The following is a 14454-nucleotide window of genomic DNA, read 5'->3' as shown; positions in this document are numbered from 1 at the left end:
CTAATTAGCCCCCTTTGTTTTTGATTTGCTTTCTTTTAAACTAATCATTTTAGCTTTAAAATTTTGATTTTCTGTTTTAATGTCTTCTTTTAATTTTTTATTAATTTCAGATTTTTTCTCAACACTTAATTCTTTATTTCTTAATTCTTTTGAAGCACTAGACTTAATAGAATTTAAGTTATTTACATGATCATCTTTTATTTTGTGATTTTCAAGTATATTTTTTTGAACCAATTTACCTTTTTCACTTAAAAGATCCGAGTCTTCTTCAATCAATCCTTCTGATTTACCTACAATTGTTGCAACAGCTACACCACCAACTACATTGGCTCCTGTTCTACCCATATCGAATAGTCCATCTAGAGGTGCGATTACTTGCAATACACTTCCTGCATATCCACCAAATCCGATTCCTCCAAGAACACCAACAGTAACAACTGTTGCAGTTCCAGGAACTCCAGCAATACCAAGTGATGCAACAACAGTTACAAATAAAGCCATTATGAAAAATGTGAATAATCCCATATCATGAACTGCACTTCCTGATGAAGTTCCAGTTCATAAAATACTTGTTGCTAATCCAGATTGAACTCCAGCACAAGCAATTAATCCCATTGTTGTAGAGATTGGTTGAATTGTATTTGATGATTTTCCATTAACTTTCATATCTTCTGTTAATGTTTCCATAGCAACAGGCAAGGAAGCGTTAGAAGATTGGGTTGAAAAACCTTGAACTAAAGGTCTTCAAGCTTTTTTTCATCAAGCACCAACTTTTACTCCACTCAAGAAAATTTCTAGTGTTAATAATCCTAGAGCAATAAATACTCCTAAATATCCAACACCAATTACTTTACCAAGAATTACTAAAGCACCAATTGGTCTTGAAGTAATTGAAACAGTAATCATAGACATAACAGCTAAAGGCATTATTTTCATGAATGTCATTAAAATTGACATCATTACATCTCATCCTGTATTCATAGCTTTTCTAATGGCTTCCATTTCAACATGTTTTCTTTTTGAAAGTATTTTTACACTCCCTCCAGCTAAAGCCCCAACTACCATTACAGGTATTATTGAGTTTTTAGCTAAAGTTCCAACAATATTATTTGGAATATATTCTCAAATAATTTGAGGTAATGGTACGTTATCTTTGTTTGTAACAGCACTATCTGAAGTTAAATCAAAACCTTCACCAACTTTTAGTAACAGACCGATAAAGAATGTTACTGTAAACATTACAGCTACGTTAAATAACAATAATGCAATTCCTTTTGCTGTAATTCTTCCCAAACCAGTTTCTCCTGGTTTAGAAGTAATTTTAAATATTGCTATAAATACAATAGGTACAGTTAATAAATAAATTCCGTTAATGAAAATATTTTTAAAGAATGAAGCTCATATATTTAATTCATAAATTCAGTAAAGTTCATTTCATGGTTTTGAAATTTCTTCAAAACCATCAGAACCAGGAAATCCTATTATTGATTGTAATATTAATCCAAATACCAAACCAATTCCCATACCTAAAATAACTCTGTACATAAAAGCAAATTTATATTTCTTTAAAAAGAATCATAAACCAACTTGTAATGATATAAATATTGTTATTGCCACAAGTGACTGTCATGTACTAATTGCTAGAAAGTCTCTAAGCAAATTATGACCTTGATCTTCTGATAAGAACATTTTTTTAGTTCCCCCTTTTATTATTTATTTAATTTTGATAAAGCTATGTGAATAATATCCACACTTCTTGAAAACGGTGGTGCATATGGTAAGTCGATTTGTTCTAAAGCGTTATCTACTTTTGCCTTTTGTCAAATTAAAGCAGCTAATCCATAAATTCTTAAAATAGAATTATTACTTCCTGCCATTTGCGCTCCGATGATTTCTTTTGTATCATCATTGATTATCAATTTCAGATATATGTCCTTTTGATTTGGAGTGTAGTTTGTATGATCTTTATCTTTTATGAAAACAGATTTAACATTTATGTTATTCATTTTAGCCATTTGTTCTGTTAAACCAGTTCTTGCTATTTCTAGGTCAAACAACCTTAAAATTGCACTTTGTATAGAACCTACAAATTCATTTTGTTTTCCAGCTATGTTATCAGCTATAACTTTAGAAAATTTACTTGCAACTGTTGCTAATGGAGAATAAATATCTTCTTGATTGATATAGTTTTTAGAAGTTGCACAATCACCTGCTGAATAAACACCTTTAATGTTTGTTTCACCTTTTGTGTTTACAATAATTGTTCCTCTTTCATTCATTTCCAAAATACTTTCTTTTAAAAATTGTGTATTTGGTTGGAATCCAACAGATAACAATACTGCATCAACTTCTATTTCTTTTCCACTCTTTAGCAATATAGAGCCGACTTTGTTGTCCTTAAGTTTTATTTCAATAACTTGTTCTCCAAATAATTTATTGATATTTTTTTCACTTAATTTTTCTTCAATTAAATTAGATATCTCTTCATCAAAAGTTCTTTTCATAACTTTTGATTCCATTTCCATTAAATAAACTTCTTTATTTAATTCAGCTAAAGTTTCAGTCATTTCTAAACCAATAAACCCAGCCCCAATGATAGCAACTTTTTTTATAGTCTTATCATTGTTCATTTTTTCTTTTAACAATACTCCATCTTCTAATGTTGTAAGAGTAAAGACATTTTCTCCTTCAACACCCTTAATATTTGGCACTATAGGTTTTGCTCCTACTGCTATCACTAAGTTTTCATAGTCTTCAAATTTATCACCATAAAATGCTTTTTTATTTTCAAAGTCAATTGATGAAACTTTTGTATTAGCTATGATTTTGATACCAGTTTTTTCAAACTCTTCTTTTTTTCTTGCGATTAAAGTGTTTTTATCTTCAAAGTTATTTACTACAAAGTAAGGAAGTCCACAGGCACCTAAAGAAACATATTCCTTATCTTGTATTACTGTGATTTCCATATTAGGATCATTTCTTTTTAATTTAGCAGCAACACCCATTCCGGTTGCACTACCACCTATAATTAAAGTTTTCATTTCTTTTCCTCAATTCGATTTGCAAAAAATATACTGCCAATATAATTATATTGTAGTAAAAGTATTTTTTATAACTTAAAAATAAAAAAATAACACATCGTGTTATTTTTTTAAATTAAATTTCTAAGAATTCTTTTAAATCTTTAAAGATTAAATCACATTTATTTTTTGCATCTTGTTCGTTTTTATCAACACAAATAAAGTAGATTTTTACTTTTGGTTCAGTACCTGATGGTCTTACTGCAAATCAACTACCATCATTAAAGTAAAACTTCATTAGGTTTTGACCTGGCATATTGAATAGTCCATCAATATAGTCTTCAGCATAACTCAATTCTAATCCACCTAAAGTGTTAAATTCTTCTTCTCTAAGCTTCTTCATAATTGGTTCAACTTTAGATTTAATTTCTTCTGGTTTGAAGTTTAAATTTTCTGTATATGTATAGTAATAACCATATTTTTCATATAACTCATTTAAAACATCTATTAATGTTTTACCTTGTTTTTTATAGTATCATGCAGCTTCAACTAACATAGTTGTTGCTTGTATACCATCTTTGTCTCTAGTTGATGAGTCAAGAACATAACCATAACTTTCTTCGTAAGCAAATACAAAGTTTAAGTTTCTTTCTGGTTCTTTTAGGATTTCTGATCCCATTCATTTGAATCCAGTTAGAGTTTTAATTACTTTAACTCCATAAGTTTCATTGGCTATTCTATCTCCTAAATCACTTGTAACAAAGCTTGAATACATAGCTGGATTTTCTGGAGTTAAATTATGTTCTTTCATTTGACTTAATTTTCATTCAATTAATAAAGGTCCCGTTTGGTTTCCATCAATTCTTATTCATTCACCATTATGATTAATTGCACAACCAATTCTGTCAGCATCTGGATCTTGAATTATCATTATTGATGCATCTTGATTTTTTTGTCCGTATTCAAAAGGAATTTTTCAAGCCGGTTCAAACTCAGGGTTTGGGTTTCCAACATTTTTAAATGTTGAATCTTCAAAAGCATGTTCTTCAACTTCAATTACATCATAGCCAAAACTTCTCAATAAAGGTGGTGTAAATTCAGTTCCTGTTCCATTAACAGCTGAATAAATCATTTTAAATCCATCTCTTGATTCATTTTTATAGAATTGTAAGTTTGAGATCATTTCTTTGTAGTTATCTAAAACACTTTGAGGAACTACTTCTAAAATTGATTCATCAGTTTTATAATTTCAACTCAATATATCTTGAATTTCTTCCATATATTCAGCTATGACTTTTGTATCTTCATCAATTAATTGACAACCAAATTCATCATAGATTTTGTATCCATTATATATAGCCGGGTTATGACTTGCTGTTATAACTATTCCACCTATTGCATTTAAATCTTTTGTAGCATATGAAACAACTGGTGTTGGTTTCATAATGTTATCTTTGAATAAATAAGCTTTAATACCAAAGCTTGTTAGTATCTCTGCTGCCAATTGAGAAAATTCTTTTGAATATTTTCTGTTGTCATGTCCAATAACAACTCCTCTATTCAATTCATCTCCATATTTTGACATTAAAAGTTTCGCATAACTTATAGTTACTTTTTTAATTGTATATAAGTTAAATCTTCCTGGACCAGCCCCTAAGATTCCTCTTATTCCTGCTGTTCCAAATTCTAATTGAATATTAAATGCAGCATTTAATTCTTCATCACTTGCATTTAATAATTCTTGTTTTAAACTTTCGTCTAAATGAGTTGAATTAACTCACTCTTGATACACTTCATTACTTTTATTAAAGTTCATTTTGTTTCTCCTTTAGAAATTTAATAGGTTTATAAGAAAACCTATGAATATCCAAAACACCAAATTCTTTAACTCTTTCTTGGTGACCTTTTGTGCAATAACCTTTATGTTTAATAAAGTTATATTGCGGATATTCCAGATGGTAATTGTTCATAATTCTATCTCTATAAACTTTTGCAAGTATACTTGCAGTACCTATAGTGATACTTAGGTTATCACCCTTTATTACTTGTAAACATTTGTACCCACTTAATTCTATATTTTCTCCATCAATTAAGCAAATATCTGGTTTAACTTTCAAATCCTTTATAGAATCAATCATTCCTATTTGACTTGTTTTTTTAGGATTGTTTTCATCTACAAACTTTGAGTCATATTCACAAATACTGTAATCTATACAGTTTTGTTTTATTTCTTCAAATAACTCTTCTCTTTGTTTTTCATTTAATAATTTAGAATCCTTTATTTTAGGATTGTTGTAATCAGGTTTAAGTATAACTGAAGCTACAACTATCGGTCCTGCCATAGCACCTCTTCCAACCTCATCACTTCCAGCAATTAAAACAACATTGTGTTCTTTTCTAATATTTTGATCAAATAAGTATCTTAAATTTTCTATCATTCTACTGTTAAATCACTTACTACAGTTGAGTCCAAGTCATCTTCTTCAATTGCCTGTTTTGAAATTTCTTTAATTTCAATTGGTTTTTCGAATGATATTTTTCCAAGATTATTATTTATAATATCGTGAATAAATAATTCAATTGCTCTTTCAACATCAGCTATTTCATCTAATATTGTAAATTTATTTCTTTTAGCTATTTCTTCAAAAATAGTAAATGTATCGTCATAATTTATAGGTCTCAATACGTTTTTATTAATTTTGTAAGTGTTTTCAATCAATGAAGGATATGAGTTATAAATATATCTCATTAATTTTGTTGCCATTCTTTCTTTTGGAACAACATCTAATCTAATTGAATTTGTAGCTGCACAATTACATGCAACTGTTTCATTTTCGAATTTTGCAGGTAAAATTCCAGGTGTGTCAATTAAAGTTATGTTATTTGTCATAACTATTCTTTGCATTCCTCTTGTTACTCCGGGTTTATTTCCAATTTTCAAACTTTTACCTTTTGAAAGTTTAGATATGACAGTTGATTTACCAACGTTTGGTATACCTACAACTAAAACATTTAGTTGTGGGTTTTCTATACCTCTACTTTTTTGTTTTAATTGGCTTTCTCTTGTCATTTCATTGATAAGTTTTAAAACATCATTGTAAATATCTGTTTGTTTATCTTTAACAATAAAAGTTCTATGTCCAGAGTTTTTAAAATATTCAGTTCATTGGTTTGTGATTTCCTTATCAGATAAGTCAAACTTAGTCATGATAATAAGTCTTGGTCTTTTGTTAAGTATTTTTCTAAGTAACGGATTTTGAGTTGAAAAAGGTGCTCTTGCATCTACAATTTCAATAACTAAATCAACTATTGAAACTTTTTCTTCAATTTCTTTAATACTTTTGTTCATATGACCTGGAAATCAATTAAAAGTTGATTTTTCGTCAAACATAGGATTACCTCCTTAGCGATAGTATCATTTTATAGATTAATTTTAAAAAAGTCTATTTTTTTAAAATTTGATATTAACCTTTATTTATGGTACTTTTGGTTTTTAGAAATCTTGAAACCTCTATAAATTTGTTCTAATAGCACTATTCTTACTAGGTTATAAGGCAATGTGATTAAACCAAAACTAATTTTATTTTGATGTAATTTTCTAAATTCTTGACTAAAACCATCACTGGGCCCAATTATAAAGCAAGCTTTACCTCCTTTATAGTTTTGATTTTCTACAAGAGTTTGTGCTATTTGTTCAGATGTATATTGTTTTGAGTTTATATCTAACAAAAATACTTCAAAGTCTTTTATTTCTTTTAGTTTCATTTCAATATTTTGTTCATTTTTAACCATATTAGACTTCATATCGCCGTGATCAAACTCATTTATTTCTATAATTTCTAAATCACAGTGGTTTTTAAGTTTATCAATATATGATTGATAAACTTCTTTAAACTCTTTATTCACTTTATTAAAGCATATTAATTTTATTTTCATATTTTCTCCTAAAAACCACTAATATTATACACTTATCATATTTATTCAAAAAAATATATGATAAAATATCTATATGATTTTGGAGGAGATATTATGGCTGAAAAAAAACAATTTCAATCTATTTTGGACTTTAGACCTCAATTTGAAAATATAATTGATGCATTAGTTCCAGATATTCAATTTTCATATTCTGCAATTATGAACAACTCAACTGTTCAAACTTACTTTAATATGATTGCTCTTGAATACTATGGTTTTGAATATTACCAATTATTAAGATTGAACAAATTAGAATTTAAATTAAATGAAAGAACATTAAACTTAACTATTTTAGAAATGGTTTACAATATAATTTCACAAATAGTTGCTAGAAAATGAAGATACAGTGAATATATCGCATACGATATGTACATCTTACCTTTACGTATTAAAAAATACATTAATGCAATGAACTACAAATTTGTAGATTCAGAAACTGCAACTAAAAAACCAATCTTAAAATTAGTTGGTCAACCAACAAGAATAGTTGTTGAAGAATTAGTTGATCAATACCACGATGACAGATTAAACAATGTTATCGGACAATTTAGAGCTGCTGGAAACGATGAAATAGAATTAAAACTTAACTTATTTAAAAACATTCTATTATTCGTTCACGAAGGTAATGCTTTAGTATTCCAAAAATTTGGAACAGACTTTGCAACTAATTACTTTAAAGAAGTTGAAGTTCTAGAGAAATACAAATCAGAAAACTTATCTGCAAAAGAAAAAAAACATGTAGAAAAAGTTATTGGTGATCTGTTTAACGTAGCTGTTGTATCTGTATTATTAATGTCAGATTCAATGAAAGCTGGAGTATGAAAAAAAATCAAGGAAGCTGAAAAACGCAGAATTGAAATGGAAGTTACTCAAAAAACTATCGAAGAAGCAAACAGAAGATTACAAGCCATTTCTCAACAAGAAAAAGACATCAAGAAAATTGAAGCAAAAAAATAAAACTAGTTATATAACTAGTTTTTTTAATTTATAAATTGGACTATACCTTCTCTTTCTTCTTTTCCATTTTCGAAACTCACAAAGAATTCAAACGCAGATTGACCCTCCATTAGAAGTATTTTGTTTTTATCCAATATTTTAATATCAATGTTTGTATTATTAGAATTCTCATGAGCAGAGATCGGTATATTTTGTTGACAATAGTTTATTGAGTAACTACCCGAATTACATCATATTCATTCATATCTAAAACTCATTTTTCCTAATAGACTATTTCAACCATTATTTTGTATTACGCCCGTTTTTAATGAATATCTTATATAGGCCTCACTTTCAGGATTTGTAAAAGTATAATTTTCTAAATGAAAATCATATGGTCCATCCGGCGGGGAATGAACTACACTAACATTAACCTTTGCACTGCCCAAAGACCTTTCTCCTACAACCTCAAATTCTGCATGTTTAGTTTCCTTTATTGCCTTTATTCTAATCTCTTCATTACTGATATTTACATCAATGTATTCATCAGCATCATCTTTGTATATTATTTTTACTGACAATACGGAATTAATATTCATTATTTTTATTACAGACGAAGATGTTTCTTCATTTTTTAAATCTAAAGTCACAGATCCAGAAGAAAGTTTTACAAATTCCAAATTCCTGCTTCCACACCCATAAACAAAAGATAAAGTTATAGTTAAAATAACTATAAAAATCATTCATATTGTTTTTTTCATTTTGTTTTTTTCCTTAAAATAGATAATAAAATATTATTTTTATTATTAATATTATTATAAAATAAAAGTAGGAATTATTTCTATTAAAATATATAAAAAATAGAAATAATTCTAAAAGAAAGAAGGAAATTATGTTAAAAACACTTATTGGTGCATTAAGTATTATTACAGCTTCAGGTCAAGTACAAGTTATAACAAATGTTACTAACTTAAAAAATATTGAAATGCATAAAATTAATGTAAACTCGATAAAAGTTAATCCTGCCGTGGTTAACTTATCAAAGGAAGAAGAAAATTTTGAAGTAATAAGAGATCTTGTTTTCACAGAATTATTAATAGCTAACGAAGACAATGAGTATGTTGAAGATATTATCTTTTCAATGTGATTTGAAGAAGATAATTGAAAGTTCCAAAGTATGAATTATGTAAAACCAAATGAAGGAGAGAGACTAACTTATAAATCTAGGGCAGTTGCGATTCCATCAAACATAATGTATTCAGGGGTTTTTAAGTTTGATATTACACTTATAAATGAGCCAGATATACAAAGACCAGAAACAATTAAAGTAAATGGCGAATCAAATGATGTTATTGTTGATACAATAGTTGATAAAAGAAGTAGATGAATGGCGAAAAATGGGGAAATTATAAATATAAAACTTGATAATTATGGTGTGAAAAACGATCAAGAATTGATTGAAAATTATTCATATTTGAATATAAATTATAATTTTAAACATGAAGATGATGCAAAACATGGTCATGGAGAGATTCAAAATACCTTAAACGAAACTAAGACAGTTGATCTTGGTAAATTAGTCAACCATAATGAACTTACATATCCAGACACAATATCAGATTCTAAAGCTCAAGACATATATAATAACACTGATGAATCATTGTTTGAAAATGGCGTAATAAAAAAATATCAAATAAATTATACACAAAACAAAATATGGGCATTTTATGCAATTGATACAATATATAACCAGCAACAAAATTCAATACAAGTAAGATCAACTAATATTGCTGGAAAATACAGAAGTGGAGCAAATCAAGCTAATGTACACTCAAAAATAACAACAAAAATAAATTATATAGAAATTAAAAAATAACATAAAATAATAAGTCTTTATCAAAAGACTTTTTTTATTGAATTATATAATAAGCATAAGAGTGGTTAATGTGGGGAATAAATTGTTTTATCATTAACAAAAGAAATTACAAAGTCTTATGTGAAATTAGATGTAATTGGTAATGTTACTATGTCAAAGACACAAATCAAAGTTCCAGTTATAGAATCTCCTAAACCAGGCCCATATGATTTTGAATTTGAAAACCCTGTTAGACAAGATTCAATCCTAATAAATGAGCTACTACCATATTCAAAATCTAAGGAGGAATTTAAAATTACTCAAGAAAAAAACTACAATTTTTTATCAGGAAGCGCAAAGGTTTCTCATAATTGGTTATATTGCGGAGAGAATGATTTTTTTACCGTTACAATTAGAGACTAAAATAATGTTTTAAGTCAAAAAGGTGTGTTCACATTAGTGATTGAAGCCGAATTTGAAAACGCAATTACCAAAAGGGATGTAATAATAAATTTTAATAATGAGCAAAAAAACCAGTTTAATTAAACTGGTTTTTTTATTTGATTAAAACTTCATTCCACCCATATTAGGCATTCTTCCTGATTTTAATGCTTTTGACATTTCAAGAACTTGTTTTTTACCTTTATCAAATTGATTTAAAAGTTCATTATATTCTTTTTCACTTCTACCAGAACCTTTTAAAATTCTTTGTTTTCTAGTAATTGCTTTTAATAATCTTGGCTCTCTTCTTTCTTTTAAAGTCATAGAGTCCATTAATATATTTGCAACTCAAAGTTTTTCTTGAGCTTGATTGATTTGAGTTTCACTAATTTTTCCATTCATTCCAGGCACCATTTTCATAATACCTCCTAAATTTCCCATTTTAGCTACTTGTTCCATTTGGTTTTTTAAATCTTCTAAATCGAATTGACCAGCAAACATTCTTTTCATGGTTTTTTCCATAGTTCTTTGATCAATAACATCTGCTGCTTTTTCAAATAATGTTTCAACATCACCCATACCAAGGATTCTGTCAGCCATTCTTTTTGGATGGAATTCTGCAAGAGCACCAATTCCCTCACCTTCCCCAATGAATTTAATTGGTAATTTTGTAATATCAGTAATTGATAAAGTTGCTCCCCCACGAGCATCACCATCAAGTTTTGTAACAATTACACCAGTTAATTTTAATAAACTGTTAAACTCTTGTGAAACGTTTATGATATCTTGTCCAGTCATACCATCAACTGTAAGAATAATTTCTTGAGGCGAAACAGCTTTTCTTATTTCATTTAACTCTTTCATTAATTCTTTATCAATTTGTAAACGACCAGCAGTATCAAGTATTATTACTTCATATCCATTTTCTTGAGCAAAATCGATTGCTTGTTTTGCTGTTTTAACTGGATCTTGTTTTCCTTTTTCAAAAACATCTAAGTTGTTTTTTTGACCTAATTCAACTAATTGATCAATGGCTCCTGGTCTGTAAATATCTAGACCTACCATTAATGTTTTTTTCTTGTTTTTCTTACCTATTAAGTTAGAAAGTTTTCCTACAGTAGTAGTTTTACCTGCCCCTTGTAGTCCAACCATCATTATAATTGATGGTTTTTTATCTATTTCTAAAGGTTTGTTAATTTTACCTAAAATTTCAACTAATTGTTCATGAACAATCTTGATCATTTGTTGGTCAGCTCTAACACCTTGTTCAATAAATGCTCCTTCTGCTTTTTTCTCAACATTAGTTATAAACTTCTTTACAACATCAACGTTAACGTCAGCTTCTAAAAGAGCTAATCTAATTTCTCTTAAAACTTCTTTTACATTTTCACTATTTAAAGTACTTTTCTTTAAGTTCTTTTCGATAGACTTTTTCATTCTACCTGTTAAAAAATCTCCAAATCCCATAAGTTTCACTCCAATCACAAATAATTATAACAAAAAACACCATTTGCTTGGTGTTTTTATAATCTTATAGTTTCACGTTTTTCACGAATTACAGTAATGAAGATATCTCCAGGAGTTTTATTGATCTTTTGAATTTCTTCTTTTAATTTATATGATATTTTTTTCATATTATAATCATCAATTATGCTTGGATTTACCATTACTCTAATTTCTCTACCAGATTTTAATACATATGCTTTTAAAACCCCTTCTTGTGATAAACAAATATCTTCTAATTCTTTCATTCTTGCGAAGTAATCTTCAGAATCATTATTTCTAGCTCCAGGTCTTGCAGCACTCATAGCATCTGCTATGGCTACAATTTCTGCATAATAAGTTTCTTTTTCAACATCATTATGATGAGATTCAACTGCATTAATTATTTTTTCTTCTATTCCATATTTTTTAAGTACCCTTACACCTAAAGTTACATGACTTCCTTCTTGTTCGAAATCCACAGCTTTTCCTATGTCATGTAAAAGACCAGATTTAAGAGCTATTTTTTCATCTAGCCCAAGTTCTTGAGCTATTCTTTTTGAAATGGAAGCAACTTCAACAGAGTGTTGTAATGCATTTTGACCGTAACTATGTCTAAATTTCAACTTACCAATCATAGTTACTATTTCATCTGGTAAATCATCGATATTTAATGAATTAAGAGCATTTAGACCTATTTCATAACATCTTTTTTCTAATTTTTCTTCTTGGATTATTAATTGTTCTTCTATTGTAGAAGGATGAATTCTTGCTGTTTTTAAGAGCTCTTGTAAAGTCAAATAAGCTATTTCTCTTCTAATTGGATTAAAAGATGAGATAGTGATTCTGTTTGGTGTGTCGTCAATTATTATGTCAACCCCACCATATGATTGAAAAGTTTTAGCATTTCTACCTTCTTTTCCAATTATTTTTCCTTTTCAAGATTCATCTTCCAATTCAAAGAAAGTTGTATTTTTTTCTGTAGTAACTTCTACATGACAACTTTGCATTGCATCAATCAATATTCTTGAAGCTTTTTGCTGAGCGTTTTTGTTAAGATTTTCTTCAAATGTTTTTATTTTATTTGAAAGATCAAATAAATACTTATTTTCAACAATATTAAAAAGTTCTTCCTTAACTTCTTCTTCACTTAAAGAAGCAGTATTTTCAAGTAACATTTGAATTTTTTTACGTTCAATTTCAAGTTCTTTTTTTGTTTTATTTATATTCATTCTATCTTCAATTATTGATTCTTCTTTTTTGCTTAGAAGTTCTAATTCCTGATAGAATTTTTCTTTTTTAATTTTTAAATTTTTTTCTTCCAAAGAAATCTCTTCACGAATATATTTAGCTTCATTTTCTGCGTTTAATCTAATAGATGCTTCTTGAGATTTTGCTTCTGCAATTATATTCATTTTTATTTCTTTTGCTTCGTCATTTGCTTTTTTTAGTATATATTTGCGTTGACGAGATTTAACTAAATAAATAATGACTGCAATGGATGCAATAATTATTGATGATAATATAGCTAAAAGCGCAATATATATATTTTCTTCTAATTTTGTAACTAGCATTGATTCTCCAATCCTAGAAAAGTGTGGTGTCGCTTTTGCGACTTTATGATTTTACAATATTTGAGCGAACTTATAAAGGGGCAAATAAAAAAATCGATTAAATCGATTTTTTTATTCTATACATTCTTTTAATTTGTCTTGTATTTCTTGGTACTTATCTGGATTTTTTGTAAATCATTCTCTCACAGCTTCTTTACCTTGTCCAATTTTTTCTTCACCATATGAATATCAAACACCAGCTTTTGTTAAAACATTGTAGATTGTTGCCATTTCAACTACTTCCAAGTCTTTTTCAACACCCTTATTGTAAGCAATTGTTATTTGACATGTTTTAAATGGTGGTGCTACTTTATTTTTTACAACTTTAATCTTTACCTTATTGGCAGTAGCTTCACCATTTGTAGAAATAGTTTCACCTTTTCTAACTTCTAATCTTAACGAAGAGTAGAACCTTAAAGCCCTTCCACCAGGTGTAGTTTCTGGATTTCCGAAGATAACTCCAACCTTTTCTCTTAATTGGTTTATAAAAATAACTGTTGTATTTGTTTTAGATACAATACCATTTAATTTTCTTAAAGCTTTTGACATAAGTCTAGCTTGTAAACCAATTTGTTGATCTGACATCTCACCTTCTAATTCAGCTTTTGGAACTAGTGCTGCAACCGAGTCAACCACAACTATATCTATAGTATTTGATTTAACAAGCATTTCTAAAATATCTAAAGCTTGTTCTCCAGAGTCTGGTTGGGCTACAACTAGATTTTTGATATCTACACCTATATTTTGTGCGTATCTAGGATCTAATGCATGTTCTGCGTCAATAAAAGCAGCTCTTCCATTATTTTTTTGAGCTTCACAAATAGCATGTAAAGAAAGTGTTGTTTTACCACTTGATTCAGGACCATAAATTTCAATTATTCTACCTTTAGGATATCCTCCAGCACCAATTGCTCTATCTAATAAGAAACTACCAGTTGGTATAACTTCAATAGAAGAATTTATTGAGTCTCCTAATTGCATGATTGACCCTTTTCCAAAAGTTTTTTCAATATCTTTTAAGACACTTTTAAAAGCTGGATCATCATAAATGTTGTTGTTACTCATATTTAAAAGCACCTCTTCTTTATTTTTTTGTAATGTTTTTTCTATCATAATTTTTTTCCTCCTATAA

Annotated in this window: 13 protein-coding genes; 3 read left to right on the top strand and 10 right to left on the bottom strand. The window is 28.2% G+C overall.

Features of this window, described 5'->3' with window-relative positions:
- The 6 genes from AACL10_RS01390 to AACL10_RS01365 form a co-directional block, all read right to left on the bottom strand.
- A complete protein-coding gene (locus AACL10_RS01390; RefSeq protein ID WP_338985457.1) occupies window positions 1–1689 on the bottom strand; it encodes a dicarboxylate/amino acid:cation symporter in 1689 nt (562 codons plus the stop codon).
- A gap of 20 nt (window positions 1690–1709) precedes the next feature.
- A complete protein-coding gene (locus AACL10_RS01385; RefSeq protein ID WP_338985456.1) occupies window positions 1710–3041 on the bottom strand; it encodes a CoA-disulfide reductase in 1332 nt (443 codons plus the stop codon).
- A gap of 115 nt (window positions 3042–3156) precedes the next feature.
- Entirely contained in the window at window positions 3157–4836 is a 1680-nt protein-coding gene (locus AACL10_RS01380; RefSeq protein WP_338985455.1) for a phospho-sugar mutase, read from the bottom strand.
- A complete protein-coding gene (locus AACL10_RS01375) occupies window positions 4826–5458 on the bottom strand; it encodes a ribonuclease HII (protein WP_338985454.1) in 633 nt (210 codons plus the stop codon). The genes AACL10_RS01380 and AACL10_RS01375 overlap by 11 nt, the downstream gene beginning before the upstream one ends.
- Window positions 5452–6411 (bottom strand): ribosome biogenesis GTPase YlqF, encoded by a 960-nt coding sequence (gene ylqF, locus AACL10_RS01370; RefSeq protein ID WP_338985453.1) that lies wholly within the window; start codon window positions 6409–6411, stop codon window positions 5452–5454. Before ylqF ends, AACL10_RS01375 begins: the two co-directional genes overlap by 7 nt.
- Before the next feature lie 80 nt (window positions 6412–6491).
- On the bottom strand, window positions 6492–6956 hold the full coding sequence (locus tag AACL10_RS01365) for a 23S rRNA (pseudouridine(1915)-N(3))-methyltransferase RlmH (RefSeq protein ID WP_338985452.1): 465 nt from the start codon (window positions 6954–6956) through the stop codon (window positions 6492–6494).
- 93 nt (window positions 6957–7049) lie between these two features.
- Between AACL10_RS01365 and AACL10_RS01360 the strand changes: the two genes are divergently transcribed.
- Window positions 7050–7952 (top strand): hypothetical protein, encoded by a 903-nt coding sequence (locus AACL10_RS01360; RefSeq protein ID WP_338985451.1) that lies wholly within the window; start codon window positions 7050–7052, stop codon window positions 7950–7952.
- Between the two features lie 23 nt (window positions 7953–7975).
- On the opposite strand, the gene AACL10_RS01355 is transcribed toward AACL10_RS01360, so the two are convergent.
- Window positions 7976–8692, bottom strand: coding sequence for a hypothetical protein (locus AACL10_RS01355; RefSeq protein WP_338985450.1), 717 nt, complete (start codon window positions 8690–8692; stop codon window positions 7976–7978).
- A 131-nt stretch (window positions 8693–8823) separates the two neighbouring features.
- Here AACL10_RS01355 and AACL10_RS01350 point away from each other — a divergent pair, with 131 nt between their 5' ends.
- A complete protein-coding gene (locus AACL10_RS01350) occupies window positions 8824–9807 on the top strand; it encodes a hypothetical protein (protein WP_338985449.1) in 984 nt (327 codons plus the stop codon).
- 150 nt (window positions 9808–9957) lie between these two features.
- On the top strand, window positions 9958–10209 hold the full coding sequence (locus AACL10_RS01345) for a hypothetical protein (protein ID WP_338985448.1): 252 nt from the start codon (window positions 9958–9960) through the stop codon (window positions 10207–10209).
- Window positions 10210–10350: 141 nt separating this feature from the next.
- Here the strand turns inward: AACL10_RS01345 and ffh are convergent, their stop codons facing one another.
- From ffh to recA, 3 genes are all read right to left on the bottom strand, one after another.
- Window positions 10351–11694, bottom strand: coding sequence for a signal recognition particle protein (gene ffh / locus AACL10_RS01340; protein WP_338985447.1), 1344 nt, complete (start codon window positions 11692–11694; stop codon window positions 10351–10353).
- Between the two features lie 56 nt (window positions 11695–11750).
- Window positions 11751–13283 (bottom strand): ribonuclease Y, encoded by a 1533-nt coding sequence (gene rny, locus AACL10_RS01335; protein ID WP_338985446.1) that lies wholly within the window; start codon window positions 13281–13283, stop codon window positions 11751–11753.
- Between the two features lie 111 nt (window positions 13284–13394).
- Window positions 13395–14435 carry a recombinase RecA gene (gene recA, locus AACL10_RS01330; protein ID WP_338985445.1) on the bottom strand — a complete coding sequence of 347 codons (1041 nt, stop codon included), beginning with the start codon at window positions 14433–14435 and terminating at the stop codon, window positions 13395–13397.
- Window positions 14436–14454: the final 19 nt, after the last annotated feature.

The sequence above is a fragment of the Spiroplasma endosymbiont of Diplazon laetatorius genome, assembly GCF_964019625.1.
In the GTDB taxonomy this organism is placed as follows: Bacteria; Bacillota_I; Bacilli_A; order Mycoplasmatales; family Mycoplasmataceae; genus Spiroplasma_A.
This window is presented reverse-complemented; position numbering and strand designations above follow the sequence as displayed.